General features: G+C 69.4%; 24 protein-coding genes and 1 pseudogene. 8 read left to right on the forward strand and 17 right to left on the reverse strand.

Going from position 1 to position 25,923, the window contains the following annotated elements:
• The 3 genes and pseudogenes from AB0B45_RS35650 to AB0B45_RS35660 all read right to left on the reverse strand — a co-directional run.
• Positions 1-190, reverse strand: a pseudogene (locus AB0B45_RS35650) (acyl-CoA desaturase); the annotation flags it as partial.
• 17 nt (positions 191-207) lie between these two features.
• On the reverse strand, positions 208-516 hold the full coding sequence (locus tag AB0B45_RS35655; RefSeq protein ID WP_358139790.1) for a UBP-type zinc finger domain-containing protein: 309 nt from the start codon (positions 514-516) through the stop codon (positions 208-210).
• Positions 517-1,108: 592 nt separating this feature from the next.
• On the reverse strand, positions 1,109-2,362 hold the full coding sequence (locus AB0B45_RS35660) for an alpha/beta hydrolase (protein ID WP_358139793.1): 1,254 nt from the start codon (positions 2,360-2,362) through the stop codon (positions 1,109-1,111).
• A 201-nt stretch (positions 2,363-2,563) separates the two neighbouring features.
• Between AB0B45_RS35660 and AB0B45_RS35665 the strand changes: the two genes are divergently transcribed.
• From AB0B45_RS35665 to AB0B45_RS35695, 7 genes are all read left to right on the forward strand, one after another.
• The gene (locus AB0B45_RS35665) at positions 2,564-2,905 is read left to right on the forward strand and encodes a hypothetical protein (protein WP_358139796.1); all 342 of its coding nucleotides are present in this window, start codon (positions 2,564-2,566) and stop codon (positions 2,903-2,905) included.
• Between the two features lie 95 nt (positions 2,906-3,000).
• Positions 3,001-5,298, forward strand: coding sequence for a phosphoketolase family protein (locus tag AB0B45_RS35670; protein WP_358139799.1), 2,298 nt, complete (start codon positions 3,001-3,003; stop codon positions 5,296-5,298).
• Positions 5,295-6,440, forward strand: coding sequence for an acetate kinase (locus AB0B45_RS35675; RefSeq protein ID WP_358139802.1), 1,146 nt, complete (start codon positions 5,295-5,297; stop codon positions 6,438-6,440). Before AB0B45_RS35670 ends, AB0B45_RS35675 begins: the two co-directional genes overlap by 4 nt.
• A 301-nt stretch (positions 6,441-6,741) precedes the next feature.
• A complete protein-coding gene (locus AB0B45_RS35680) occupies positions 6,742-7,716 on the forward strand; it encodes an MEDS domain-containing protein (protein WP_358139805.1) in 975 nt (324 codons plus the stop codon).
• Entirely contained in the window at positions 7,706-8,515 is an 810-nt protein-coding gene (locus AB0B45_RS35685) for an ATP-binding protein (RefSeq protein WP_358139808.1), read from the forward strand. The genes AB0B45_RS35680 and AB0B45_RS35685 overlap by 11 nt, the downstream gene beginning before the upstream one ends.
• Before the next feature lie 89 nt (positions 8,516-8,604).
• A complete protein-coding gene (locus tag AB0B45_RS35690) occupies positions 8,605-9,852 on the forward strand; it encodes an ATP-binding protein (RefSeq protein WP_358139811.1) in 1,248 nt (415 codons plus the stop codon).
• A gap of 109 nt (positions 9,853-9,961) precedes the next feature.
• Positions 9,962-10,930 carry a TIGR03557 family F420-dependent LLM class oxidoreductase gene (locus AB0B45_RS35695; RefSeq protein WP_358139814.1) on the forward strand — a complete coding sequence of 323 codons (969 nt, stop codon included), beginning with the start codon at positions 9,962-9,964 and terminating at the stop codon, positions 10,928-10,930.
• A gap of 34 nt (positions 10,931-10,964) precedes the next feature.
• Here AB0B45_RS35695 and AB0B45_RS35700 read toward each other — a convergent pair whose 3' ends face one another.
• The 11 genes from AB0B45_RS35700 to AB0B45_RS35750 form a co-directional block, all read right to left on the reverse strand.
• Positions 10,965-11,321 carry an STAS domain-containing protein gene (locus AB0B45_RS35700; RefSeq protein WP_358139817.1) on the reverse strand — a complete coding sequence of 119 codons (357 nt, stop codon included), beginning with the start codon at positions 11,319-11,321 and terminating at the stop codon, positions 10,965-10,967.
• Positions 11,318-12,565, reverse strand: a complete 1,248-nt coding sequence (locus AB0B45_RS35705) for a SpoIIE family protein phosphatase (RefSeq protein ID WP_358139819.1) — start codon at positions 12,563-12,565, stop codon at positions 11,318-11,320. The genes AB0B45_RS35700 and AB0B45_RS35705 overlap by 4 nt, the downstream gene beginning before the upstream one ends.
• A complete protein-coding gene (locus tag AB0B45_RS35710; RefSeq protein WP_358139822.1) occupies positions 12,562-13,341 on the reverse strand; it encodes an alpha/beta hydrolase in 780 nt (259 codons plus the stop codon). Before AB0B45_RS35710 ends, AB0B45_RS35705 begins: the two co-directional genes overlap by 4 nt.
• 212 nt (positions 13,342-13,553) lie before the next feature.
• The gene (locus AB0B45_RS35715; protein WP_358139825.1) at positions 13,554-14,297 is read right to left on the reverse strand and encodes a 3-oxoacyl-ACP reductase family protein; all 744 of its coding nucleotides are present in this window, start codon (positions 14,295-14,297) and stop codon (positions 13,554-13,556) included.
• A gap of 25 nt (positions 14,298-14,322) precedes the next feature.
• Positions 14,323-15,348 carry a carbohydrate kinase gene (locus AB0B45_RS35720; RefSeq protein WP_358139828.1) on the reverse strand — a complete coding sequence of 342 codons (1,026 nt, stop codon included), beginning with the start codon at positions 15,346-15,348 and terminating at the stop codon, positions 14,323-14,325.
• A 30-nt stretch (positions 15,349-15,378) separates the two neighbouring features.
• Entirely contained in the window at positions 15,379-16,494 is a 1,116-nt protein-coding gene (ugpC, locus tag AB0B45_RS35725) for a sn-glycerol-3-phosphate ABC transporter ATP-binding protein UgpC (RefSeq protein WP_358139831.1), read from the reverse strand.
• Positions 16,495-16,504: 10 nt separating this feature from the next.
• Positions 16,505-17,344 (reverse strand): DeoR/GlpR family DNA-binding transcription regulator, encoded by an 840-nt coding sequence (locus tag AB0B45_RS35730; protein ID WP_358139834.1) that lies wholly within the window; start codon positions 17,342-17,344, stop codon positions 16,505-16,507.
• 4 nt (positions 17,345-17,348) lie between these two features.
• Positions 17,349-18,362: an NAD(P)-dependent alcohol dehydrogenase gene (locus tag AB0B45_RS35735; RefSeq protein WP_358139837.1), complete on the reverse strand. Its 1,014-nt coding sequence runs from the start codon at positions 18,360-18,362 to the stop codon at positions 17,349-17,351.
• Positions 18,363-18,372: 10 nt separating this feature from the next.
• The gene (locus AB0B45_RS35740) at positions 18,373-19,281 is read right to left on the reverse strand and encodes a carbohydrate ABC transporter permease (protein ID WP_358139840.1); all 909 of its coding nucleotides are present in this window, start codon (positions 19,279-19,281) and stop codon (positions 18,373-18,375) included.
• The gene (locus AB0B45_RS35745) at positions 19,278-20,213 is read right to left on the reverse strand and encodes a sugar ABC transporter permease (RefSeq protein WP_358139843.1); all 936 of its coding nucleotides are present in this window, start codon (positions 20,211-20,213) and stop codon (positions 19,278-19,280) included. Before AB0B45_RS35745 ends, AB0B45_RS35740 begins: the two co-directional genes overlap by 4 nt.
• Complete coding sequence (locus AB0B45_RS35750; RefSeq protein ID WP_358139846.1) at positions 20,214-21,587, reverse strand: extracellular solute-binding protein; 1,374 nt, start codon at positions 21,585-21,587, stop codon at positions 20,214-20,216.
• A 271-nt stretch (positions 21,588-21,858) separates the two neighbouring features.
• Here AB0B45_RS35750 and xylB point away from each other — a divergent pair, with 271 nt between their 5' ends.
• On the forward strand, positions 21,859-23,259 hold the full coding sequence (xylB, locus tag AB0B45_RS35755) for a xylulokinase (protein WP_358139849.1): 1,401 nt from the start codon (positions 21,859-21,861) through the stop codon (positions 23,257-23,259).
• A gap of 12 nt (positions 23,260-23,271) precedes the next feature.
• Here xylB and AB0B45_RS35760 read toward each other — a convergent pair whose 3' ends face one another.
• The 3 genes from AB0B45_RS35760 to AB0B45_RS35770 all read right to left on the reverse strand — a co-directional run bounded on the left by AB0B45_RS35760 (position 23,272) and on the right by AB0B45_RS35770 (position 25,737).
• A complete protein-coding gene (locus AB0B45_RS35760) occupies positions 23,272-24,759 on the reverse strand; it encodes a mannitol dehydrogenase family protein (RefSeq protein WP_358139852.1) in 1,488 nt (495 codons plus the stop codon).
• Between the two features lie 123 nt (positions 24,760-24,882).
• Positions 24,883-25,233 (reverse strand): PRC-barrel domain containing protein, encoded by a 351-nt coding sequence (locus AB0B45_RS35765; protein ID WP_358139855.1) that lies wholly within the window; start codon positions 25,231-25,233, stop codon positions 24,883-24,885.
• 156 nt (positions 25,234-25,389) lie between these two features.
• Positions 25,390-25,737: an isoamylase early set domain-containing protein gene (locus tag AB0B45_RS35770; protein ID WP_358139857.1), complete on the reverse strand. Its 348-nt coding sequence runs from the start codon at positions 25,735-25,737 to the stop codon at positions 25,390-25,392.
• Positions 25,738-25,923 lie beyond the last annotated feature (186 nt).

The raw sequence follows: 25,923 nt of genomic DNA on the forward strand, positions 1-25,923 counted from the left end.
CGGTCAGCGCGATTCCCTGCCCCCACGCCAGGAAGATCGCGATTCCCAACGCGACGAACGGCAGAACGACGATCGTCGCCATCAGCGCTATCTGTGCTCTGCCGGCCGGAGCGTGTTGGGCGGCCGAGGGGAAGGGGGAAACGCCGTCGTAGTCCTCCCGGCGTCTCTCCGCTCGTTCAGAAATGGTCATGGTCTCTTCCGTCTCTGTCACACGGCTTGACCGTGCACGTAACACCATCGCCAGGTCGTTCCCGGCTCCAGCGCGGCAGCGACCGGATGGTCGGTCTCGCGGTAGTGCTCCCTGGCGTGACCGCCCGGCGAGTCGTCGGAGCAGGCCACCCACCCGCACGTCAGGCACACCAGGAGGCGTGACCAGGTCAAGCCGGACGCCAGGCACTTTTGGCACTCGGGCGCGCCCCGCTCGGCGACGGGAACCAGATCGTGGTCGCAGCGTGGCGCCTGACCGTTCAGACCGCCGCGCGCGGTCACATGCATGCCATGGATGTTCAGGGTCATGGCGACCCCCTCACAGCGACAGTGACGCGGAGTGCGTCGACTGATCACCTACCAGTCAACGTGATCGGCGGGTCCGCGGAAACGTCCAATGTCAGCAAGCCTCATCACCGGCTGCGATCGCCGGTCTGACGCCGCGTTGCTCTCGTCTCCGCCATCCGGGTGTACGGCAGGCGGCTGCTCGATCTCAGGACCATGATCCGCGCCGATGGCTCACCGCGTGGTCTCTTCCGGGTCATCGTCTCACCGGAACCGATGAGCACGCGCTCGTCTGTGTCGGAGACGATCACCCATGGATCGGTCAGTCGTAGGACCGACTTGGCAGGCTCGCGGTGCTCCTCATCCGCTGGAAAGTGGGTGGCAGCCTCCCAGTACGTCGGCAACCTTCACCGACGCTTGGCTACGGACTCGGTGGGTGGGCATGCCTCGTCACGGTGGCCGGCGGCAGCGAACAGCCCCTTGACCGACACCGGTCATGAGTGGGCGGCGCGGATCTCCGTAACGGTGAACTCGTCGACGATGTGCCTGTTCTGCAGCAGGAACCCGACCACGCCCGCCACCGCCTCCGCGCCCAGAGCGGCTCTCACCTGTCCGCTCAGGAGGTAGACGAGGGGAGTCGACGGCTGGGTGAGCGCGAGGCTGCGGTCGTGGCGGTGGACGTCCTGCAGGGCCCTGATCGGGATCGGCTTCGCCGTGGTGAACCACGCCGCGACCTCCCACAACGGCAGTGCCGGATCGGCTTCGGCTGAGGCGTGGTAGCAGGTGACGCAGCCGTGCCCGGCGTGCTGGCCGTGCGGGCAGGTCCACTGGACGAGGTCTGCCCGGCTCTGGTCGCGGGTGTTGAGGATCGCCGCCTCGGTGACGCGGCGGCGTACGGGTCGTGGCGGATCCTGCGAAGGGGGAAAGGAGTCGCTGACGATGATCGGATCCCTTCGCGCCTACGTTTCGACATATCCGAGCCTAGCCGCGTACGGCGCGCAACCTGGCGAACCCCCCTCTCGTGCGCGCCACCTGGAGATGCGGCCGCCCGGTGGCAGCCCCGACCACATCCGCTTCCCGGACGGCTGATGCGGAAACGACAACTCGGGCGGCAGGCCCGAGGACTCCCCACGGCCTGGAACAGGGGAGCGCCGGGAGCGGGGACGGAGAAGGTCTCGCACAGCTGCCTGGACTCCTCCTCGGTGATGCGGGTCAGCCGGGGGTCACTCAGGACCTGGGCGTACCGGCGCTCGACGCGCAGGCCATGCGGCTGCGCGGGCTGCTCAGCGTCATGCTCGGCAGGGAAGGCGGGGTCGGGCTGCTGCTCGACGCGGCGCGGATCCTGGCCGAGATCGATGCCCGGGCGGCCAGGGACACGCTGCTCGAGGCGCTGGACGCTTCGCTCGTCGTGGCAGGGAAGGAGGAAGACGCGTGGCGGCTGCAGATCGCGCGGGCCGCGCTCGATCTGCCGCGCGTGATGTTCGGTCTTGAGCATCAACGGAGGGACCGCGCCGAGCAGCACGGCCTTGGCGACGCGGGAGGTGCCGTGGCGGCCGATGTAGCGGGTCACCTCGCCGCCGCCCGTGGAGTGGCCGACCAGGACGACCTCGCGCAGGTCGAGGGTCTCGATGAGCTGGGCCAGGTCGTCGGCGTAGGTGTCCATGTCGTTGCCGGTCCACGTCTGGGTGGAGCGGCCGTGCCCGCGCCGGTCGTGGGCGATCGCGCGGAAGCCGTTGTCGGCCACGGCGCGAAGCTGGTCGTCCCAGGCGTCGGCGTTGAGCGGCCAGCCGTGACTGAACACGACCGGCCGGCCGCTGCCCCAGTCCTTGTAGAAGATCTCGGTACCGTCGGCGGTGGTGATGAAAGCCATGGTCATTCCCCTTCGTTTGCTGTAGGGCTTCAGTCAACCGGGTGGGGTACGTGGCAACATCGCGTGAATAAGCCATTTTGTGTGGGTTTGGCCCAGGCTGGCGGTAGCCGGGCGCGCGATGCGCTTCCGATACGATGCGCTTAGGCGTGAGGTGCTCCTTCTTGCGGGGACCTCGGCCACTACCTGAGAGCGAGACGCGACATGAGCAGTGCTCGCACAAACAATGATCATGATGCCACGGATTCCGCCCAGCGCGATGAGGTCGACGAGCGCGCCGAGCATGCGGCGAACGCGCAGTGGCTCAAGGACAACCCGGCCGCGATGCCACAGGTGGGCGCGGGCCGCTGGGCCGTGTACGACCGCGAAGGCCACCTGTGCGGCCACCTGGTCGGCGACGGACCGACCCGCGACACCCGTTTCAAGGCGACCGTCGCGACGAACGAGTGGATGCCCCCAGGGGGCGTACCGGACGGTTTCGGCATCACCCTGCACGATGCGGGGGCGCACCTCCTCGACGCCGCCGCGCGCGGCGGCGGCAGGTGAAGGAAGGGGTCCGGCGACGGGGTCCGGCATAGGCCTTGCCGACGAGGGACCAAGGACCCTAGTAGTGCTGTGATAGATCGTGGAACGTCGGGCATATGACGGCAATGCAGCGAATCGACGCCTACTGGCGCGCGGCCAACTACCTGTCCGTGGGCCAGATCTACCTGCTCGACAATCCGTTGCTGACGGAACCGCTCAGGCCCGAGCACATCAAACCCCGCCTGCTCGGTCACTGGGGCACCACACCCGGGCTGAACTTCTGCTTCGCGCACCTCAACCGGATCATCGCCGAGCGCGAGCAGGACATGATCTACATCGCGGGCCCCGGTCACGGCGGCCCCGCGGCGGTCGCGCACGCCTGGCTGGAGGGTTCGTACTCCGAACGCTACCCGCAGGTCTCGCAGGACGCCGCGGGGATGCGCAGGCTGTTCCGCCAGTTCTCCTTCCCCGGTGGCGTCCCCAGTCACGTGGCGCCCGAGACGCCGGGCTCCGTCCACGAGGGCGGCGAGCTCGGATACGCGCTGGCCCACGCGTTCGGGGCGGCCTTCGACAACCCTCGCCTGGTCGTCGCGTGCGTCGTCGGCGACGGAGAGGCCGAGACGGGGCCGCTGGCGGCGAGCTGGCATTCCAACAAGTTCCTCGACCCCCAGCGCGACGGCGTCGTCCTGCCCATCCTCCACCTGAACGGCTACAAGATCGCCAACCCGACCGTCCTGGCCAGGATCCCCGAAGAGGAGCTGGTCAAGCTGATGGAGGGGTACGGCTACCGCCCCCATCTCGTCGGCCCCGACCACCAGGAGATGGCGCGGGTGCTGGACGAGGTATTCGACCAGATCGCCGCCTACAAGGACGGCGACCAGGCCAGGCTCCCGATGATCATTATGCGGACCCCGAAGGGCTGGACCGGTCCGAGCACCGTGGACGGACTGCCCGTGGAGGGCACCTGGCGCGCGCACCAGGTGCCGTTGTCGGGGGTGCGCGACAACCCGGAACACCTGGCGATGCTGGAGGAGTGGATGCGCTCCTACCGGCCGGAGGAGCTGTTCGACGCCGAAGGCCGCCCGGTGCCCGACGTACTCCGGAACGTGCCGGACAGCTCGCTCAGGATGAGCTCCAGCCCGCACGCCAACGGGGGAGAGATCCTGCGCCCGCTGGCGATGCCTGACTTCCGCGCCTACGCGATAGAGATGAAGGCGCCCGCGACGCAGTCGAGCGAGCCGACGCGGGTCCTGGGCGGCCTGTTGCGCGACGTGATCGCCGCCAACCCGCGGAGCTTCCGGCTGATGGGCCCGGACGAGACCGCCTCCAACCGGCTCTCGGCCGTCTTCGAGGTCACAGACAGGGCGTGGAACGCCTCTCTGCTGCCGACCGACGAGCACCTGGCTCCAGGCGGACGGGTCATGGAGGTGCTGTCGGAGCATCTGTGCCAGGGCTGGCTCGAAGGCTATCTCCTCACCGGCAGGCACGGGCTCTTCAACTGCTACGAGGCGTTCATCCACATCGTCGACGCCATGTTCAACCAGCACGCCAAGTGGCTGGAGTCGTCGAAGAAGATCACCTGGCGCCGCCCGGTGGCCTCGCTGAACTACCTGCTGTCCTCGCACGTGTGGCGGCAGGACCACAACGGTTTCAGCCACCAGGACCCCGGATTCCTCGACGTGGTGGTCAACAAGAAGGCCGAGGTGGTGCGCGTCTACCTGCCGCCGGACGCCAACACCCTCCTCTCCGTCGCCGACCACTGCCTGCGCTCGCGCGACTACATCAACGTGATCGTCGCGGGCAAGCAGCCGGTGCTCGACCTGTTCACCATGGAAGAGGCGGTCGCGCACTGCACCCGCGGGCTGGGCGTCCTGCCCTGGGCCTCGACCGACGAAGGCCAGGCGCCCGACGTCGTGATGGCATGCGCGGGCGACGTGCCGACCCTGGAGACGCTGGCCGCGACCGCGATCCTGCGCGAGCACCTGCCCGAACTGAAGGTCCGCGTGGTCAACGTGGTGGACCTCATGCGGCTCCAGCAGCCGTCGGAGCACCCGCACGGGATGTCGGACGCCGAGTTCGACGCCCTGTTCACAGCCGACAGGCCGGTCATCTTCAACTTCCACGGCTATCCCTGGCTGATCCACCGGCTCACCTACCGCCGGCACGGCCATCACAACCTCCACGTGCGCGGCTACAAGGAGGAGGGCACCACGACCACCCCCTTCGACATGGCCATGCTCAACGACATCGACCGCTACCACCTCGTGATGGACGTCATCGACCGCGTGCCCGGACTGGGCACCACGGCGGCCCACCTGCGCCAGCGGATGTCCGACAGCCGCCTTCGGGCCCGCGCCCACACCCGCGAGTACGGCGAGGACGCTCCCGAGATCCGCGACTGGACCTGGCCGTGAGCGTCCTGGTGCTGAACACGGGCTCCTCCACCGTCAAGTACGAGCTGATCGACGTCGAGACGGGCGAGCGCCAGGCCAAGGGCCTGGTCGAGCGCATCGGCGAGGAGGAAGGGCTGCTCACCCACGACAACGGCTCCGTCAAGGACCGCTTCGCCGACCACGAGGCCGCGCTGAAGGCGATCCTGCAGGTGCTCGGCGACATCTCTCCTGAGGCCGTGGGCCATCGCGTGGTCCACGGCGGGGAGCGCTTCCGGGAAGCGGTGGTCGTGGACGAGGAGGTGATCGCCGCCGTCGAACGGCTGGCACCGCTGGCCCCGCTGCACAACCCGGTGAACGTCGCCGGCATCAGGGTGGCCCAGCGCGCCTTCCCCGGCGTGCCCCAGGTCGCGGTGTTCGACACCGCCTTCCACCACACGCTTCCTCCGCACGCCTCCACCTACGCCGTCCCGCGGGAATGGCAGGTGCGCCGCTTCGGCTTCCACGGCACCTCGTGCGCCTACGTGGCCGAGCGGGCGTCGGCCATGCTCGGCAGAGGGCTCTCGCAGACCAACCTCATCGTCCTGCACCTGGGCAACGGCGCCAGCGCCACCGCCATCCGCGCGGGCCGCAGCGCCGACACCTCGATGGGGCTGACGCCCATGGAGGGCCTGGTGATGGGCACCCGCTCCGGCGACGTGGACCCCGGCCTGGCCGGATACCTCGCCAGGACCCGGGGGATCGACGCCGACGAGGCGCTCACCAGGGACAGCGGCCTGCTCGCGCTGGCCGGCGTCTCCGACATGCGTGCCGTACGGCAGCGGGCCGACGACGGCGACCAGGACGCCCGCCTGGCCCGCGAGGTCTACTGCCACAGGATCCGCAAGTACGTCGGCGCCTACTACGCGGTGCTCGGCAGGGTGGACGCGATCGTCTTCACCGGGGGAGTGGGCGAGCACGACTCCGGCGTGCGCGCGATGTCCATGGCCGGGCTCGACCGCCTGGGCATCACCCTCGATCCCGCGCGCAACGACGAGCCATCCACCGGCGAGCGGGCGGTCTCCGCCCCGGACGGCGAGGTCGCCGTCCTCGTCATCCCCACCGACGAGGAATGGGAGATCGCCCGCCAGACCGTCACGGCGATCAGGAACATGCCGGCCAGGTGACCCTTCTGGCTCTTCGTGCTGCATCGACCGCTTAAGACCCTGATGACGCGGGACCTTCGGCCCTGAACGAGGCGCGGGTCGCGTGATGGGCTGGAGTCCGGAGGTGATGGCCATGCAGGCCGAGGCGATCCGCACGGCTCTCGAGGCCGCGACGTGGGCTCCGTCGGTGCACAACAGCCAAGCCTTTTCCCGCATGAGCGGCCGTCACGGGTGAGCCCGGCGGATCGGAGGGTATGGGGCAGGTCTGCTCTGTGATGCGGGTCAGGCGTGTCGGGCAGTCCGGAGGCCGAGGTGAGAGCGCGTGGGACGATGCGACATCGGTACTCTCGCGGCGCCAGCTGATCACTATCCTTGGGTGTTCGAAGGTGCGGCTTGCGGCCCAGGCCGCGGTGGGGACGGTGGCGTGGTGACGTTGGATGCGGATACCCAGATCACGGACTTGAGACTCAACGATCACGCCTGCCTCACTTTCGGCGAGTCCGAAGAACTGCTCGACCTCACCGCCGCGTACATTCGGGACGGACTGGCCGCTGGGCTTCGGGTCGTATGGTTGAGCGAGGAGCCGCAGGGAGCGCTGATCGAGCTGAGTCGCCGGGGGATTGCCGTGGATTCCACCGCCGCCACGGGACGGGTGGAGATCGCGGCCTGCCAGGATGGATTGCTGGCCGGTCAGAATTTCGCCGTCGAGCACGCGATGGGCTGGCTGCGGGCCCAGATGGCGCTCACCGAGAGTGAGGGCTACTCAGGTCTGCGGGTCGCCCTCGACATGAGCTGGGCGCTACGGCCGATCAGCGGGATCGAGCAGCTCCCGATGTTCGAGGAGGAGATCGCCGCCGCGCTGTCGGGTACCAGAGCATCGGTCCTCTGTCAGTACGACCGCGACCGTTTCGACCCGGTCACCCTCGCCTCGGTGTCCGCCTACCACACGCGCTCTGTCGCCGCGGCCACCTATCACTACGACCCTCTGCTGCGGATCTGCCGTCAGTACGCGCCACCTGGCATCCGGCTGGCCGGCCAGATCGACCGGACCGCCGAGGACTCGCTGGCGCTGGCGCTGGCCGAAGCCATCCGGGTCGACGGCGACATCACCGTCAACATGGTCGAGCTGTCGTTCATCGACCTGCTGTGCGCCCGGATGATCATTGACGCGGCCAGGAGCGTCGCCCCCGCCCGCAAGGTCGTCCTGTACTGCAACAGCACGGTCGCGGCGAGATTCGTGCTGCTCGGCGCTACCGGCATTCCCGGTGTCAGTCTGGTGACCGTTCATGACCGGTGACAAAGCGCTGAACAACCCACCGGCCGCGACAGACCGGCGGGGCGACATCCCTGCCGGCACGCCGCTGCTCGTGGACCAGGCGTTCGACGGCGACTCGCTCTACGCGCTACGGGCGACATTGGAGGCGCACGCCACGGAGGCCGGGCTGCCCGAAGGCCGAGCGGGCGATCTCGTGATCACCGTCCACGAACTGGCGACCAACGCCGTCCTGCACGGCGCGGGGGCCGGACGGGTCAGGGTCTGGGGACACGCCAGGGCACTGCATTGCCAGGTCAGCGACGACGGAACCCCCCGGACGGACGTGCAGCCCGCGGAGAAGTGGCCTTACGAGCACGGACACGGCCTGTGGATCGCACGTTATCTGTCCGACCGGTTCGCCGTGAGCTCCGGCCCCGGCGGGACCACCGCCACGGTCACCTTCGCCCTGCCGGCCAATGATCACTCCGACTCCTTCAGGCTCGTCCGTCACTCGAGGAACACCCACGTCGTCCTCTCGCTGGCCGGCGACCTCGACCAGCGAGCGGCTCACGAGGTCGGCGCCGCTGTCCGGGCTCTCCTGTCCGAGAATCCGGCGCCCAGGCTCATCCTGGACCTGACCGCCGTGACCTTCTGGGACGCCATCGGCATCGCCGCTCTCGTCACGGCGCAGCAGCGCATCGACGAGACGTCGGCGGGAGCGATGTTCCTGGTCGGTTTGTCCGAGGAATTCAAGAAGCGGCTGGCCGCCCTCAGCCCTACGCCCTTCACCTTCAGTGACACGCCCGACGACGCCGTCCAGCACCTCCCGCCACCCTCGTGAGAGTCCGGCGCGTCAGCGCCTTTTGTGACATAGCCCATAGCCACCTAATCTGGACATATAGGAGGTAAAGCGGCGTAAGGGAGATGGGCGTGCATATCGACTACGAGGCGGTATTCAAGGCCAGCCCGACCCCGTCGTTGATACTGACGCCTGATTTCGTCATGGTGGCGGCGAACGACTCCTATCTGAAGGTCGTCCCACGTACCCTGCCGGACCTGCTCGGCCAGAATCTCTTCACCGCCTTCCCTGCCAATCCGCACACGGCCAATGATCCGGAGTCGCAGGGAGTGGAGGTCTTGCGCGCTTCGCTCGAATACGCGATGGCCACCGGCAAGCCGGACTGCATGCCACTGCAGAGATACGACCGCGAGGTGGCCGGTAGGCCAGGGGTGTTCGAGGAGCGGTACTGGACCACGGTCAACACGCCCATCCTCGGCCCGGACGGCGACGTGAAATGGCTCATGCTCAGTATCGAGGACGTCACCGACGTCGTCCAGGTGCTGAAGCGCAGCCAACGCGCGGCCCACGGCAAGCTGGCACAACGGCAGGAGGTGGACGTCGACCTCTACGCCCGAGCCCGCGAGCTGCACAACCTCGGCGTACAGCTCAAGCAGGCGCACAGCCAACACCGCGAGATAACCACAGCGCTGCACGAGGCCATCAAGCGGCAGCGGCAAATGGTCTTCGACGTGTCCCACGATCTCCGCAACCCGATCACCGGGCTGCTGACCGAGCTGGAGGTCGCCCTTTCGGAACCTGTCATCGACCTGCAGCAGATCCTGCGCAACCTGCTGCGCGACGCGGAGCGGCTCAACGAGATCGTGGCCGACGTGCTCGAGCTCGCCAGGATGGACAGCATCACGCCCGACGCCCCCGATGAGGTTGACCTGGGGTATCTCGTCGCGGAAGAGCTCCAACGCCGCATCCCGGCCGCCGGCATCCGCACCCGACTCGATCAGGGGGTGGTGGTGCGGGCCTCACGGATTCGGCTGGCCCGGCTGCTGAGCAACCTGCTGGCCAACGCCGAACGGCACACCTCCACCACCATCGAGATCATCGTCACCACCGACCCGCCTGACGCGGTCCTCGAAGTCATCGACGATGGGGCGGGCATTCCCCCTGCCGACAGGGAAGGAGTCTTCGAGCGACTGCGCCGTCTGGACGAGGCCCGCCGCCGTGACCCCGGCGGCTCGGGACTCGGGCTGCCCATCGCGCGCGCCATCGCCGAGGCGTACGGCGGTCGCCTGTACGTCGCCGACCATCCCCAGGGCGCTCGTCTCGTCCTGCGCCTCCCGCTGTGCCGGCCAGGGACCGAGAACGCCTCCCGCGCGGAGTGAACGCGCCGCTCGGAGGCCTTCGCAGGCCGCGAAGCCGGACGGCGGACCTTCATCATTGATCTTCTGTCGCCGGCACCTACCCTTGGCCGCATGGGGTTATCACGACCCCATGGTGCAAATCGGCTACACCCTGATGTCCGAACAGACTCCGGCGCGGCAGCTCGTGGACTACGCGGCCGCGGCGGAGCGCATCGGTTTCGACTACGCGGTCATCTCCGACCACTACTTCCCGTGGGTGGAGGAGATGGGGCACTCGCCCTACGCCTGGTCGGTGCTCGGAGCCGTCGCTCAGGCGACCACGCGGCTACCCCTCATGACGTACGTGACCTGCCCCATCATGCGCTACCACCCGGCCGTGGTCGCGCAGAAGGCCGCCACGATGGGCGTGCTGAGCGAGGGTAGGTTCACGCTCGGGCTGGGCGCGGGCGAGAATCTGAACGAGCACGTGATCGGCAAGGGCTGGCCGGCGGTGGACACCAGGCATCGCATGTTCGCCGAGGCCGTCCAGATCATCAGGCAGCTGTTCAGCGGCGATTACATCACCTACCAGGGCGAGTACTACAACGTCGACTCGGCCAAGCTCTACGATCTGCCGGACGAGCAGGTCCCGATCGGCATCGCCGCCTCCGGCGGCAGGTCCGCCAGGATCGCCGCCGAGCACGGCGACGTCCTGGTCGTCAACGACCCGATGCCGGAGGTGGTCACGCAGTTCCAGGCCGCGGGAGGCGAGGGCAAACCCGTCTACGGTCAGCTCCCCATCGCCTATGACCGCGACGCCGAGGTCGCCGAGCAGCGGGCGCACCAGCTGTGGCGCTGGGCCGCGGTCGGCGGCTGGAAGGTCATGGCGGAACTGCCTGGACCGGTGAACTTCGCCGCGGCGGCCGGGTCGGTCCGTCCCGAGGACGTGGCGCAGAGCGTTCCCTGCGGCAACGACGTGGACGCGGTCGTGCGGGCCGTGCGGAAGTTCGCCGACGCGGGCTACACGCACGTGGCCCTGGTGCAGATCGGCGCCGATCAGCAGCAGCCGTTCTTCGAGTGGGCGGAGAAGGACCTCATGCCCGCGCTGCGCGGCCTCTAGCCGTACCGGCTCCCCGGCCGGCGGCCGCGTGCCGTCAGTGAGTGGTGCGGGTCCAGTCCTCGGCCGCCGCCTGGGCGGTCGGGTAGGTGGCCATGACCTGGTCGAGGCCGACCAGGCGGAAGACCCGGGTGACCCTGGCAGGCACGGCGGCCAGCGCGACGGCCGCGTCGGCGGCCAGAGCGCGGTTACGAGCCGCGACAAAGGTGGCGATGCCGCTGGAGTCGCAGAACGTGAGGTCCGACAGGTCGATGATGAGCTGCTGGCCTGCCGTCAGAGTGATGTCCGCCAGCGCCGCGCGGACCTCGGGAGCGGTGCGGTGGTCCAGGTGTCCGGCGAGTTCGAGCAGGGCGCCGCTGTCGATGCCGCGGGCGGTGACGGTCAGGCCGGTCATGGCGGCTCTTCCTCGGGACGTGGGACGCTGAGCGCCAGGATGGCGGTGTCGTCGTCCAGGCCGGTGCCGAAGCTGTCCAGGAGCTCGGACAGTGCGGTGATGGCGACCGCCGCGGTGGTGGGCGCGAGGCGCGTGGCGAAGGCGTGCAGGGCCTGCTCTCCGTAGCGGTCGACGGCGACGCCGGTGACGCCGGTACGGGCCTCGGTCAGCCCGTCGGTGTACAGCAGCAGGGTGTCTCCGGGTGACAGGCGGATCGTCCTGGCGCTGAACGTGGCGTCGGGCAGGATGCCGATGAGCATGCCGTGCGGGGTGGGCTGGTAGTCGGCCGTGCCGTCGGCGCGCAGCAGCAGACATGGGGGGTGGCCGCCGCCGGCCAGCGTGATGGAGAAAGCGTCGCCGTCGGGGGTGAGAATGCCGAAGACGGCGGTGCAGTAGTGGGGATCGTCACCGCTGTATTCCCGGTGCAGGGCGGTGTTGAGGGTGTCCAGCACGGTGACCGGGTCGGGATCGTAGACCGCGGCCGCGCGCAGGGTGTAGCGGATCAGGGATGTCACCGTCGCGGCCTCGGCGCCTTTGCCGCACACGTCGCCAAGGAAGAAGCCCCACCGGTCGCGGGAGAGCGGGAACAGGTCGTAGAAGTCGCCGCTGACCTCGTCGCGGGAGGCGATGTGGTAGTGGGCGGCGGCCTCCAGACCGGGTACGGCAGGCAGCGAGGACGGCAACAGGCTGCGCTGCAGGGTGGTGACCAGGCGCTGGAGCCGTTCGCGTTCGCGGTCGGCCTCCTGGCGTGCGCGCAGCAGTTCCTGTTCGTAGGAGCGGCGGTCGGAGGCGTCGAAGATCGTGGTGCGGATGAGCTGGGGTTGCCCGTCCGCGCTGGTCTTGACCGTGGAGGTGACCAGGACCGGTAGCCGGCTGCCGTCGGCGGCGCGCAGCTCCAGGGCCACGCCGCCGATCTCGCCCTGTATCGCCAGCAGGGGCGCGAAATGCGTCTCGTGGTAGAGCCTGCCGCCGACGGTGAGCAGGTCGGAGAAGGACCGGCGGCCCACCAGTTCCTCCCTGGTGTAGCCGAGCCAGGTCAGCAGCGTGGCGTTCACCTTGGCGATCTGGCCGTCCAGAAGGGTGGACAGGTAGCCGCAGGGCGCGTTGTCGTACAGGTCCTCGGCGCTGTCCTCCAGCAGCGAGGGGAACGCCGCCGCCCCGTACTCGTCGCCGGGGTCGCGCCGCCCCGATTCGTGCCCGTTCATGTTCTCCGATGGCCCGCGGCGAAGGCGGCGATCGCCTCGCTGGTGGCCTCCGGGGCGCTCAGCTGCGGGCAGTGACCGGTCGCGGGCAGCGTGATCAGTCGGCTTCCCCTGATCTGGCTCTGGACGAACGCGCCGACCTCGGGTGGTGCGATCACGTCCTGGGCGCAGTCGAGAATCAGCGTCGGCACGCTCACGTGGGCTAGATCGGCGCGGTGGTCGGACAGGAACGTCACGCGAGCGAACGACCTGGCGATCCGCGGGTCGGTCCTGCAGAAACTGTTGGTCAGTTCCTGGGTCAGCTCGGGACGGTCAGGATTGCCCATGATGACCGGGGCCATCGCCGCGGACCAGCCGAGATAGTTGCTGTCCAGCGACGCCAGCAGCTCCTCGATGTCGGCTCCGCTGAACCCGCCCCGGTAGCCGTCGTCATCGATGTAGCAGGGCGAGGGGACCAGCAGCACGAGCTTGGCGAACCTCTCCGGTTCCCGGGCCGCGGCGAGCACGCCGATCATCGCGCTGACCGAATGCCCCACGAACACCACCTGTGACAGGTCCAGCTCCCGGCAGATCCGCAGCACATCGTCGGCGTACCCGTCCAGGGTGGCGTACCGCTCAGCCTGCCAGGCCGACAGGTCCGACCTGCCCGATCCCACATGATCGAACAACACCACCCGAAAGTCCCTGGCCAGCGCCGGCGCCACCAGGCGCCAGAGGTTCTGATCGCAGCCGAACCCGTGAGAGAGCATCACCGTCGGACCGTCCTCGCGGCCGGTCACCACCACATGATTCCTGACATTTACCTCAATATCGCTCATAATCGCCCACTCTTTCACTCCCCATCTGGAGAGCGCGGAAACGCGTAGCCGAACCACGGGAGTCCTGGCCGGGGGCCGGCCCCCCGTGGTCGAGGCCGACGCCGACCCGCGTCTGCCATCGAAGCATGACGCGGGTGCCGGCGGTGGAGGACGACTCGCTTATCGGCTCGGCGTCAGGCGGTGACGCCTCCGTCCACCGCTATGGAGGCGCCCGTGATGTACCGGCCTCCCTCACCGGCCAGGTGGGCGACGGTCGCGGCGATGTCCGCCGGCTGCCCGTAGTGCCCGAGGGCGGTGTAGGCGCTCTGGGCGTCGGCGCCGGGTCCGTCGGCCGGGTTCATGTCGGTGTCGATCGGGCCTGGGTGGATCACGTTGGCGGTGATGCCGCGCGGACCGAGGTCGCGGGCGAGGCCCTTGGTCAGCCCGGTGAGGGCGGTCTTGCTCAACGCGTACAGGGTGATGCCGGGGAAAGGCGTACGGCCGGCCAGGCAGCTGCCGATGTTGATGATCCGTCCGCCTTCGGTCATGTGTCCCGCCGCGATCTGGGCGGCGATGAACGGCGCGCGCACGTTGACGGCCAGCACCCGGTCGAAGTCCTCCGGCCTCACGTCCTGCAGCGGCCCGGAGGGGAACACCCCGGCGTTGTTGACCAGGACGTCCAACCGGCCGAACTCGGCGGCCGCCCGCCGCACGGTGTGCGCCACCGCCTCAGGGCCACCGGCGTCGGCCCGCAGAGCCACGGCCCTGCGGCCCAGCGCCTTGACCCGCTCGACCACCTCGTTGGCCTGGTCGGCGCGGTGCTGGTAGGTCACGGCGACGTCCGCCCCGTCCGCGGCCAGCCGGAGCGCGATCGCCTCGCCGATGCCGCGGCTTCCGCCGGTCACCAGCGCCGCCTTGCCGTCCAGAACTGCAGTCATGCCGGACTCCTGTCGTGAGTGAGCTTCAGGTGAGAGGCGGTAACCCGTCTCCCATGTGTCCCTGTAACCCCACTCCGCCTTGCCCGGTTGCACGGGGACGGCTTGCTCGAAGGTTTCCCGCGTGCTCCGCGTCCAGTTCCCGTTGCCAGGGCGGTTCGGCGCCCACGCGGGTGCAGGTGAGGGCGGCCACGCGCTGGGCATGGGTGAGCGCCGCGGTCAGCGTGTCGATGGGGATGGTGGCGAGCCGGTCCCTGGCCAGCCTCCCACCCTGGTCGAGAGCGGCGAGCAGACCGGACATGAACGCGTCTCCGGCCCCAACGGTGTCGGCGACCCGCACCCGGGGTGCGGGCAGGTCGACCGGCCCGTCAGGCCCGAGCGCGTGGACGCCCGCGGCCCCGCGCGTCACGACGACGAGAGTGGGGCCGCGCCCTCGCCAGCGGGCCGCGACGGCCTCGACCGGCTCGCCGGGGGCGAACCAGGCGAGGTCGTCAGAACTCACCTTGACCAGGTCCACCAGAGTGATCCAGCGATCCAGCCGCGCGCGCAGCTGGGCGGGATCGCGGGACAGCCTGGGCCTGAGGTTCGGGTCGAAGGTGAGAGTGCGCCGGGTTCGCTCCCGCCGCAGCAGCGACTCGAGGGTGTCGCCCATGCCGGGTACGGCGAGCGCGAGCGACCCGCTCACGTGCAGGCAGGCGGCGCCGTCGGGCAGCTTCGACGGCAGCTGGCCGGACTCCCATGCGCCGTCGGCGCTGCCTTCGACGTAGAAGGTGTACTCGGCGGCGCCCTGCGGGCCGAGGGTGACGACGGCCAGCGTCGTCGGCTCGTCGGCGGGGATGGCGATGCTCAGGTCGACGTGCGAGTCCGTCAGATGCGCCCGCAGGAGCCGGCCGAACCCGTCGTCCGCGATCCTGGCGAGCAGCGCGACGTCGACGCCGAGGCGGCCGAGACCGGCGGCGACGTTGGCAGGGCTGCCCCCCGGCCGGGCGGCGTAACCGTCGCCGTCCCGCCGCGGGACCAGGTCGACCAGTGCCTCACCACAGGACACGATCACGTGCTGGGCCCCCTGTCCTGATGCCCGTGGTCAGATGGACAGCCGTTGGCCGGTGACCGCGGAGAAGAGCCGTTCCTTGCCCGGCTGGATCCGCAGGCGGACCTGCTCGCCCTTGGCCGGCGGCGCGTTGGGGTCGACTCGCGCGATGACCGTCTGCTCTCGCATCACAGGGTCGGTCGCGCCGGCGTACTGGCCGTAGAGGAAGGCGTCCGAGCCGAGTTCCTCGACGACCGTGACGTCGATCGGGAAGGTCGAGTCGTCGGTGCCGCCCTCGCCGACCACGTCCACCCCCTCGGGCCGGAACCCCACGATGACGCGGTCGCTGCCCTCGTCCTTGAGCGCCTTGAGCGCCTCGCGGGTCAGCCGGATCCGCACCTGCCCGAGGACCGCCTCGTCACCTTCGACGCGGTACTCGGCCAGGTTCATCGACGGTGAGCCGATGAAGCCGGCGACGAAGACGTTGGCCGGATGCTGGTAGAGCCGCAACGGGGTGTCGACCTGCTGGAGAACCCCGTCCTTGAGCACGGCCACCCGGTCGCCCATCGTCATGGCCTCGACCTGGTCGTGGGTGACGTAGACCGTCGTCACCCCGAGCCGGCGCTGCAGGGCGGCGATCTGGGTGCGGGTCTGCACCCTCAGTTTGGCGTCCAGGTTGGACAGCGGCTCGTCCATGAGGAACACCTTCGGCTCGCGCACGATCGCCCTGCCCATGGCCACGCGTTGCCGCTGTCCGCCGGAGAGCGCCTTCGGTTTCCTGTCGAGGAACTCCTCCAGGTCCAGCAGGCGGGCGGCCTCCAGGACCCGCCGGTCGCGCTCCTCCTTGGGCGCCTTCATCACCCGCAGGGCGAAGCCCATGTTGTCGGCCACCGACATGTGCGGGTAGAGCGCGTAGTTCTGGAACACCATCGCGATGTCCCTGTCGCGCGGCGCCAGGTGGGTGACGTCACGTTCACCGATGCTGATGTGCCCGCCGTCCACCCTCTCCAGTCCCGCGAGCATGCGCAGCGAGGTGGACTTCCCGCAGCCGGACGGACCAACGAGGACCAGGAACTCGCCGTCGGTGATGTCGAGGTCGAGGGCGTCCACCGCGGGTCGTTCGGATCCGGGGTAGACGCGGGTCGCCTCGTCGTAGAGAACTCTGGCCATCGATGTCTCCTTACGAGTTCGCCGGAAGTGGTTCGGTGAAGGCGGCCGTCGGCCGGCCGTTCTGGACGCTGACGAGAAGCAGGCGAGTGCCCAGCCTGCGGACGGTTCGCTCCTCGTCCTGCGGGACACCCCGATCGGTGATCACGATGTCGTAGGCGCTCACGTCGCGGTGGCTGAAGGGGGCGTGGCGGCCGAACTTGGAGGAGTCCACGAGCAGCAGGCGCCGCTGGGCCGCGTCGAGCATCGCCTCCTTGATCGCGGCGTAGCCTTGCACCGGGTGGTAGAGACGGCCGCCGGTGATCGCCACCGCCGACATGAGCGCGAGATCCGCGTGGACGCGCTGCAGGGCACGGGACACCTCCGGCCCCACCGTGGAGTCGAAGGCGCTGTGATAGTCACCGCCGAGCAGGATCGCGTCACTGCGCTCGGTGGCGGCGACGATGCGCGCGATCCCGATGGAGTTCGTTATCACCGTGTAGCCGCCGCACTCGTCGAGGCGTCGCGCCAGCGGGAACAGCGTGGTCGAGTCGTCCATGAGGAGCACTCCCCTGGGCGGCAGTTCCTTCAGCGCGGCCTCGGCTATGGCTTCCTTCTCCGCCAGCCGCGCCTGCCTCCGCACGTCCGAGGAGACCTCCACCATGACGGCCGCGACGGTCGCCACCTGGCCGCGGGACTTGCGCAACAGCGCACGGCCGACGAGGGTGTCCAGGTCCCTGTGCATGGTCATCAGGCTGACGCCGAACTCGCCTGCCAGCTCGGCGATGCCTATCTGCCCCACCTGGGCGACCCGGGCGAGCACCGCCCGCCGCCTCTCCTCGAGGCCGGCGGTCGTGGTTCGCGCTCTCGCCATGCCATCACTCCTGCGGCCGCACGACTGCCTTGACCAGTTCGGGATCGCGGGAGCCCGCCGTGAGAGCCTTCTCGACCTCGGCCAGGCCGTAGTGGCCGGTGACCAGGGCGTCCAGCTCCACGCGTCCTGAGGCGGCCAGCGCGATGGCCTGGGGCCAGGTGTTGGCGTAGCGGAACGTGCCCGTCACCTCGATCTCGCGCGTCTGCACGTGCGAGAGCGGCAGCGGGATCTCGTCCCCGCCCATGCCGATGAGGACGACCCGCCCGGCCCTTCCCACCGCTCGGACGGCCTCCCCGATCGCGGCCGGATGACCCGAGCATTCGAGCAGCACGTCGGGGTCGAACCTGGCGTCCCCCAAGCGATTCTCGCGCACGTTGAGGGTTTCGCTCGCGCCCAGGTCGCGGGCCCGCCCCAGCCTGGCCGGGTTGACGTCGGTGACCAGGATGTCGGTCGCGCCGAAGGCCAGCGCGGCCTGCAGGCACAGCAGCCCGATCGGGCCCGCGCCGGTGACGAGCACGCGGGTGCCGGGCCCGACCCGCGCCTTCCCGCAGGCCCACACGCCCACCGACAGCGGCTCGATCAGGGCGGCGGCGTCGTCGGACACGGCGTCGGGGACCGGGTAGGCGAACTCCTCGTGCACCACGACGTACTCGCAGAAGGCGCCGTCGATCGGCGGGGTGCCGAAGAAGCGCATCCGCGGGCAGAGGTTGTACCGGCCGGCCCTGCACTGGGGGCAGGTGAAGTCGGGCACTCCAGGCTCCAGCGAGACCCGCTGCCCCGGGCGATGGCGGCCGGCCCCGGGCCCGGCCGCCACCACGGTCCCCGACGGCTCGTGGCCGAGCACCAGCGGGGAGGTCACCACGAAGTCGCCGATCCGCCCGTGTTCGTAGTAGTGCACGTCGGAGCCGCACGTCCCCACCGACGCGACCTGCACGAGGACCTCCCGAGGACCGGGCTCGGGCCTGGGCCGCTCCTCCAGAACGATCTCGCCGACGCCGTGCAGTACGGCTGCGCGCATGACTTCCCTCCTACTCGCCCGTGACGGCGCCGAGGGTGAGTCCGGTGACCAGCCAGCGGCGCACGGCGAGCCCCGCGAGCATCATCGGGACGACCACGATCGTGCCGATAGCGGTGAGCTGACCCCAGTCCACGCCCGTCTGGGTGACCAGCTGGGAGGCGGCGATGGGCAGCGTCTGGGAGTTCGGCCCGGAGAAGACCACGGCGAAGGCGTAGTCGTTCCAGGCGAAGACGAGACACAGGACGAAGGTGGTGACCAGACCCGACTTCGTCAGCGGGAGGATGACCGTGTGGAAGGCCTGCCAGCGGGTGCAGCCGGCGACGAGCGCGGACTCCTCCAGAGAGGGCGGCACCTCGGCGAAGAACGCGCTCATCAGCCAGATGGCGAACGGCAGGTTGAAGGTCAGGTAGGCCAGCACCAGCCCGGGAATCGAGTCGATCAGGCCGATCCCGCGGAAGATGATGAACAGCGGGACCACGACCGCGGCGATCGGCGCCATACGGGTCGAGATGATCCAGAAGGCCAGGTGCCTCTTCCCTCGCATCTGGGTACGGGCCAGGCCGTACCCGGCGAGCGCTCCCAGGCCGACCGCGAGCACCGCGGAGATCCCGGCGGCGAGCACGCTGTGCAGGATGTACGGCCAGAGGTTGTTCGAGCCGGTGAACAGGTTGCGGTAGTTGTCCAGCGTCGGCCCGAACAGGAGCTGCGGCGTGGCCGAGGTCACGTCCGTGCGGTTCTTGAACGAGGACAGCAGCATCCACAGCAGCGGGACCAGCGTCCATAGCAGGGCCACGACGAGGAGCAGCGCCACCACCCACCGCGTGCGCTTGCTGGTCGCCTCGAGCGGCGACTGCGGTGTCCCTCGCGGGGCGGCGGTGACCGCTTGCCCCTTCGTCTGCGCGACCTGAGCGGTGCTCATCGGGTCAACCCCCTGACGTCCAGCAGCCGGACGAAGGTGCGGGCGATGAAGATGGAGAAGGCCAGCATCGCCAGGCCGATGGCGGCCGCGTAGCCGAGGTCGAAGAAGCGGAACGCCGTCTCGTACAGCCGGACAGGGACGATCTTGGTCGCGTCCGCGGGTCCTCCGTTGGTGGTGACCCAGATGATGTCGAAGTAGCGGATGGCATCCATCGACCGGATGAGCAGCGCGACGAGCAGCACGTTGGAGATCGCCGGGAAGATGATGTAGCGCAGCGTCATCCATCCGGGGGCGCCGTCGACGGCCGCGGCCTCCCGCACCGACTGCGGCACGCTGGAAAGACCGGCCAGCGTGATCAGGGCGATCAGGGGAGTCCACTCCCATACGTCCATCAGCACGACCGCGGCGAAGGCGCTGACCGGGCTGCCGAGGACGTCGCCGGTGTAGCCCAACGAGCGCAGCACCCACGCGTAGAGCCCGAAGGTCGAGTCGGTGAGGTAGCGGCCCAGCAGGCCGACGATCGAGGGCGCGGCGAACATCGGCAGCAGCAGCAGACTGAGCATGATGTTACGGCCGCGCAGCACCCGGAACAGGCACAGCGCGATACCCACGCCCAGTGCCATCTCCAGCCCGACGGTGAGGACGAAGTAGATGATCGTGCGAAGCCACGACATCCACATGTCGGCGTCGGTGAAGAAGCGCACCCAGTTGGTGACGCCCACCAGATCGAGCCGCACCCCGCCCAGCAGCCGGACATGGGAGAAGCTCATGGCGACGAGGGCGAGGAACGGCACGATCGACAGCGCGGCCAGCAGGAGCAGGCCCGGTGACATCATCTTGCCCTCGAAGCCGAGCCTCGGCTCCCTGGGAGCGGTGGCCTTCGGCCTGGTGGATCGGTCGATCGCCGATGAGTAGTCCGCGGCGTGCGTCATCTAGGCCACCCACCCTCGCGCCACGATCTGGTCGACCCGTGACTTGATCGAACGCATCGCTTCCTCCGGTGACGCTCCTCCGGTAAGCATGCGCGACAGCTGAGTGAAGATCGCGGTGTTGCACTCGTTCCACATCGGGATCTTGGGCCGCAGGCCGATCTTGTCGGCCTGCCAGGCCTCCCGCACCGCGGCGGCCGTGAGCATGTTGGGCATCGGCGAAGGCCGCTTCTCGGCCGCGCGGACTTCCGGCAGCTCGTACACGGAGGTGCGCGTGGGGGTGCCGCCGCCTGCCTTGCTCTTGAGGTTGGCGAGCTGCGTCTGCGGCGAGGTGGCCCACACGAGGAACAGCCAGGCCGCGCCGCGCTCGTGAGGCAGCGTGTTCGCGCTGATCGCCAGGCCCGTGCCGCCGTACATGTTGGCCGTGCTGACCGGCCCCTTGGGCAGCGCCGAGTAGCCGACCTTGCCGGGCATCACCTGCTCGTTGCTGGCCGCGAACTCGTGCCAGTTCGGGCACATCGCCAGCCGGCCCGCGCGGAAGGCGGCGCCCACGCCGTCCCAGTCCCACGTCTTGGAGGCGGGGTCGGCGATGCTGAGCAGCCGCTGGTAGAACTCCGCGCCCGCGATCGCGGCGGCGGAGTCGAGGCGGCACGGCCCGGGGTCGCGCGACCCCAGACGCCCCACCTGCTTGCCGTTGTCGAAGTAGTCGCCGCCGAAGGACCACAGCACGTTGCTGAAGTCGTTCATCAGGGAGTCGTGCTGCCGGGCCTGGTGGCCGGTGCCGTACTTGACGTCCGACGTGCCGTTCTTGTTGAACCACTGGGCGATGCGGAAGTACTCCTCCCACGTCCGCTCGCCGCTCGGCGTGGGATCGAACCCGAGATCATTGGCCATGCGGTCGTGGTACTTGTCGAACAGGTCGTGCCGGTACTGCCAGATCATCGTCGGCGCGTCGTACGGCAGGGCGAAGACCGCCTGCGGATCGACGAAGCGGCCGGCGGCGTCCATCTGCGCGGGGATGAAGTCCGCGACGCCGCCGGGCAGGTCCGGCAGGTTCGGATCGGCCTGCATCGATCGCAGGTCGACCAGCCCTCGCTGGTATGGCGCCAGCACCTGGTAGGGGTCGGCGTAGATCACCTGATACTGGGCCCGGCCCGAGGCCAGGTCCAGAGCGACCCGCTGGACCAGCGCGGTCAGCTCGAGCGTCACGATCCTGACATCGATCCCCGTCAGGTCGCTGAACGGGCGGGTGTTCGCGGCGATGGCCGCGGTGGGAGCGGTGTTCTCCGAGATGAAGTTCAGGGTGGCGCCCTGGAACTGGCGCCACTGGTCGCCGGCGGTTCGCGGCGCGTCGGCGCGCGATCCGCAGGAGCTCACGCTCCCGGACAAGGTAAGCGCCGCCCCGGCGGCCAATGCGCCACGAAGGACAGCACGCCTACTCGGCTCGGGCGGATAGCGGTCCACTGTCCACTTCACCCCCGTACTCCAGCAGGTAAGGGCAATGAGGCAGGTTTACTCCGCGGAAAAAGCCGATGTAAACTAATATGTGAGAAAATCTCACAAATAATATGAGATTTTGACTCCGCCATCGTGGATGACCAGCCTCTTATGGGGTCACCGGCTTCTAGGCTCGGCGAATGAGGCAGCAATGACACTCGTCGCGGGCGTCGATTCCTCGACCCAGAACTGCAAGGTCGTGATCCGAGATGCCGCGACGGGACATCTCGTGCGCTCCGGCAGGGCGGCCCATCCGGACGGCACCGAAGTGGATCCCGCGCGATGGTGGGAAGCGCTGCAGACGGCCATCGCGCGAGCCGGCGGAATCGACGAGGTCGCGGCGATCGCGATAGCGGGCCAGCAGCACGGCCTCATCGCCCTCGACGCCGACGGCCACGTCATCAGGCCGGCGCTCCTGTGGAACGACACGCGGTCGGCCGCGGCCGCGCGCGACCTCGTCGCCGAAACGGGCGCGGAGACCTACGCCCGGAGGACGGGAACCGTGCCCGTGGCCTCCTTCACCGCCGCGAAGCTGCGCTGGCTGCGCGATCAGGAACCGGGCAACGCCGCCAAGGTCGCCGCCGTCGCGCTGCCGCACGACTGGCTGACCTGGCGGCTGCGCGGATACGGCCCTGCCGGTTCGAGTCCGCTCGGGCCCGATCTCGGCGAGCTCGTCACGGACCGATCGGACGCGAGCGGCACGGCGTACTGGAACCCGTCCACCGGCCGGTACGACAGGGAGCTGTTCGAGCGGGCGCTCGGGCACGCGGCGATCGTGCCACGGATCCTCGGGCCCTCCGAACGCGCGGGCACGGCCGCCGGAACCTCGATCGTCGTCGGCGCCGGCGCGGGCGACAACGCCGGAGCGGCGCTCGGGCTCGGCGCGGCGCGCGGCGACGTCGTCGTGTCGATCGGGACGAGCGGCACCGTTTTCGCCGTGACCGACCGGCCGACCCGCGACAGCACCGGCATCGTCGCCGGATTCGCCGACGCGAGCGGCCTGTTCCTGCCGCTGGTCGCGACGTTGAACGCGGCACGCGTCCTGGATGCCGTGGCGGGCGTCCTCGACGTCGATCACGACAGACTCGGCCGGCTCGCCCTCGAAGCCCCTCCCGGCTCGCACGGCCTCGTGCTCCAGCCGTATTTCGAAGGGGAACGCACCCCCAATCTGCCCGACGCCACGGCCACGCTGTTCGGGCTGACGCTGGAGTCGACGACTCGCCCGTGCCTGGCACGCGCTGCCATCGAGGGCATGCTGTGCGGCCTGGCCGACGCTCTCGAAGCCGTCCGCGGGCAGGGAGTCGAGACCGAGCGCATCCTGCTGATCGGCGGGGCGGCCCAGAACACCGCCGTGCAGGACATCGCCGCCCAGACGTTCGAGCCGCCGGTGGTCGTCCCCCGACCAGGCGAATACGTCGCAGACGGGGCCGCGATCCAGGCGGCATGGGCCCTCACGGGGACGCGTCCGCGCTGGCCGTTGTCCATCGCGGCCGAACCGGCACCCGACTACCGCCCCGTCATCCGGGAGCAGTACGCCCGGCACGCGCTCTGAGCCGCCGTACGCTCACGCGCGCATTCCCGCGAGCTCCCGCACCGTCGCACGCGCGCCCCGCTCGTGCAGCGACTCCAGGGCGTGCAGGTACGGTTCGACGAACCGCTTGTCGCCGGCGAGGTCGCCGAAGAGGTCCTGGTTGTCGATGAAGGCCGTGGGCTGTCCCCGCTGCGTTCTCGCGATGGCCGTCAGCTGGTCCTTCAGCCGGTCGACGATCGCGATCGGCTCACCTGATTCATCGACTCCCTCGGCGTAGCGCGCCCAACTGGCCACCACGGCGGCCGCGCGGGCGACCTCACCGCCACGGGCCAGCCGCTCGCGTACGACGGGAAGCACCCACTTGGGGATCCGGTCCGACGACTCGGCGCACAGTCTCGCGAGCGTGTCGCGCACCTCGGGGTTGGAGAACCGCTCGATGAGGGTCCGCTTGTAGAGGTCCAGATCGACACCCGGCACCGGCCGGAGCGTCGGCGTGGCCTCGAGGTCCATGTAGTCGAGAACGAACTTCGCGATCGCGGGGTCGGTGGCCGCCTCGTGGACGTACACGTGGCCGCTGAGATAGCCGAAGTAGCCCAGCGCCTGATGTCCGGCGTTGAGCAGGCGTAGTTTCATCAGCTCGTACGGCTCCACGTCCGCGACGACCTGGACTCCGGCCTCCTCGAAGGGGGGACGTCCAGCGGAGAAGCGCTCCTCGAGCACCCACTGGGTGAACGGCTCGCAGGTGACCGGCCAGGCATCGTGGACGCCGAACCGCACGGCCACGGTCTCGCGGTCCTGGTCGGTGGTGGCGGGCGTGATGCGATCGACCATGGAATTGGGGAACGCGACGGCATCCTCGACCCAGGCCCCGAGGCCGGGGTCGGCCAGCCGGGCGAAGGCGGTGAAGCTGCGACGCGCGACGTCGCCGTTCCCCTGGATGTTGTCGCACGACATGATCGTGAACGGCGGGAGCCCTCGGTCGCGCCGGCGGCGCAGAGCCTCGGTGACGAGCCCGAACACCGTCGCGGGGACCGCACCAGGCTCCAGGTCCGCGCGGATCGCCGGGGACTCCGCGGCGAACTCCCCGGTCACGGGGTGGATGTTGTAGCCGCCTTCGGTGACCGTGAGCGAGACGATTCTCACCGCCGCATCGGCCATCCTCTCGATGACCGCCTCAGGGTCGTCGGGCGCGAAGAGGAATTCGGTGATCGAACCGATGACGCGGGCCTCACGCGTTCCGTCCGGGTGCTTCAGCATGAGCGTGTAGAGGCCGTCCTGCGCGGTCAGCGCGTCCCGCATCCGCGCGTCTCCAGGTAGGACGCCGACACCGCAGATCGCCCAATCGTGTGCCTTGCCCTCGTTCATCAGCCGGTCGAGGTACATCGCCTGATGCGCGCGATGGAATCCCCCCACCCCGATATGGACGATCCCGACAGTGAGGCCCGACCGGTCATAGGAGGGGGTCGCCACCTCCTCGGGAAGAGCAGAAAGCGTCTCCTGCGTCAGTGCTGTCACGGCCATCAAGTCCCCTCGTCGCTCAGCATGGCCGACTCCCACGGCTTCCAGCCGGGACCATGACGGGCTCGCCCGGTGCCGGGCTCCCCGATGGCGGGGAGCCCGGCACGGCGGTGATGGCGTCGCCGTCTACGGCAGGTTCGGGAAGCGGCCGTAGTAGTCGCCGACCTGCTGGCGGTAGCCCGGCTCCTTGTAGGTGCTCTCGTCGAACTCCGGAGCGTCCTTGATCTCCTCCTTGGTGCGGGCGAGGTAGACCTTCTTCTCCTGCGGGTCGACCCGGATGATCGTGCTGGCGGGCAGGACGACCTTCTTGCCGAAGATCCAGAAGCCGGTGTCGACGACGACGTAGCTGTCGCCGACCACGTTGCTCTCCTCGTCCACCGCACCGATCTTGCCGTCAGTGGCCTCGACGTCGAAGCCGACCAGGCTGAGGTCGCCGCCGGAGACGACGCCTTCGCGGTAGTTCCATGGCTCGGTCATGTATGTCTGCTCCTTGGTGTTGAAGTGGTGAGTCGGTCAGCTACCCCGCGGTGGGGTGGGAAACGTGGTCGTCTCAGCCGCTCGGCCGGTCGCCGCGGGGGCGGGACGGCGTCGGCCGCCGGTGCGACGGTGCCCACGTCCGGTGGACCGACGCGGTCAGGCCGTCGTGGCGGAGGTCTTCGCCGTGGCGCCGCGCGCGGGCTTGCCGTTGTGGGCGGCGGCGGTGGCGACGTGCAGGATCGAGCCGCGCTCGTCGCGCTCGTCGGCGTCGGGCTCGTCCATCCAGACCCCTCCCTCGGCCAGGTAGCGGAAGCAGATGCTGCTGCCCTGGGGCAGCTCGATCACGGCGGTGTGCGCGCCCTGCTGGGTGCGGGTCATGGGGTGGGCGTAGGGGTCCCACTGGTTGAAGTCGCCCACGACCGAGATCGGCCCGGGGATGTCCGCGGGCATGGTGAAGGTGAGCTGGACGAGCCCGTCATCGGTTGGCTTGTCTTGCCTGATCATGGAGAGCCCCTTGTCGGCACGCGTGTGGGATCAGATGGCGACGCGCCGGGCAGTCGCCGGCCACGAAGAGCCGGAGGCGTCTGGGCCTGTTGGCGCGCTTGCGGCCATTGCAGGACACGAGAGGTGGTGGCGGCAATTCGCCACGACGCAGGGCAAGGGCATCTTGATCCGCTTTTTCGGTCCCTT

Origin of the sequence: Nonomuraea sp. NPDC049152 (assembly GCF_040648355.1) — a bacterium.
GTDB lineage: Bacteria > Actinomycetota > Actinomycetes > Streptosporangiales > Streptosporangiaceae > Nonomuraea.

Coding starts and splice junctions, on each gene's coding strand:
- AB0B45_RS35655 (WP_358139790.1), bottom strand. CDS start 516: ATGACCCTGAACATCCATGGCATGCATGTGACCGCGCGCGGCGGTCTG.
- AB0B45_RS35660 (WP_358139793.1), bottom strand. CDS start 2,362: ATGGCTTTCATCACCACCGCCGACGGTACCGAGATCTTCTACAAGGAC.
- AB0B45_RS35665 (WP_358139796.1), top strand. CDS start 2,564: ATGAGCAGTGCTCGCACAAACAATGATCATGATGCCACGGATTCCGCC.
- AB0B45_RS35670 (WP_358139799.1), top strand. CDS start 3,001: ATGACGGCAATGCAGCGAATCGACGCCTACTGGCGCGCGGCCAACTAC.
- AB0B45_RS35685 (WP_358139808.1), top strand. CDS start 7,706: ATGACCGGTGACAAAGCGCTGAACAACCCACCGGCCGCGACAGACCGG.
- AB0B45_RS35695 (WP_358139814.1), top strand. CDS start 9,962: ATGGTGCAAATCGGCTACACCCTGATGTCCGAACAGACTCCGGCGCGG.
- AB0B45_RS35700 (WP_358139817.1), bottom strand. CDS start 11,321: ATGACCGGCCTGACCGTCACCGCCCGCGGCATCGACAGCGGCGCCCTG.
- AB0B45_RS35705 (WP_358139819.1), bottom strand. CDS start 12,565: ATGAACGGGCACGAATCGGGGCGGCGCGACCCCGGCGACGAGTACGGG.
- AB0B45_RS35715 (WP_358139825.1), bottom strand. CDS start 14,297: ATGACTGCAGTTCTGGACGGCAAGGCGGCGCTGGTGACCGGCGGAAGC.
- ugpC (WP_358139831.1), bottom strand. CDS start 16,494: ATGGCCAGAGTTCTCTACGACGAGGCGACCCGCGTCTACCCCGGATCC.
- AB0B45_RS35730 (WP_358139834.1), bottom strand. CDS start 17,344: ATGGCGAGAGCGCGAACCACGACCGCCGGCCTCGAGGAGAGGCGGCGG.
- AB0B45_RS35735 (WP_358139837.1), bottom strand. CDS start 18,362: ATGCGCGCAGCCGTACTGCACGGCGTCGGCGAGATCGTTCTGGAGGAG.
- AB0B45_RS35740 (WP_358139840.1), bottom strand. CDS start 19,281: ATGAGCACCGCTCAGGTCGCGCAGACGAAGGGGCAAGCGGTCACCGCC.
- AB0B45_RS35745 (WP_358139843.1), bottom strand. CDS start 20,213: ATGACGCACGCCGCGGACTACTCATCGGCGATCGACCGATCCACCAGG.
- xylB (WP_358139849.1), top strand. CDS start 21,859: ATGACACTCGTCGCGGGCGTCGATTCCTCGACCCAGAACTGCAAGGTC.
- AB0B45_RS35760 (WP_358139852.1), bottom strand. CDS start 24,759: ATGGCCGTGACAGCACTGACGCAGGAGACGCTTTCTGCTCTTCCCGAG.
- AB0B45_RS35765 (WP_358139855.1), bottom strand. CDS start 25,233: ATGACCGAGCCATGGAACTACCGCGAAGGCGTCGTCTCCGGCGGCGAC.
- AB0B45_RS35770 (WP_358139857.1), bottom strand. CDS start 25,737: ATGATCAGGCAAGACAAGCCAACCGATGACGGGCTCGTCCAGCTCACC.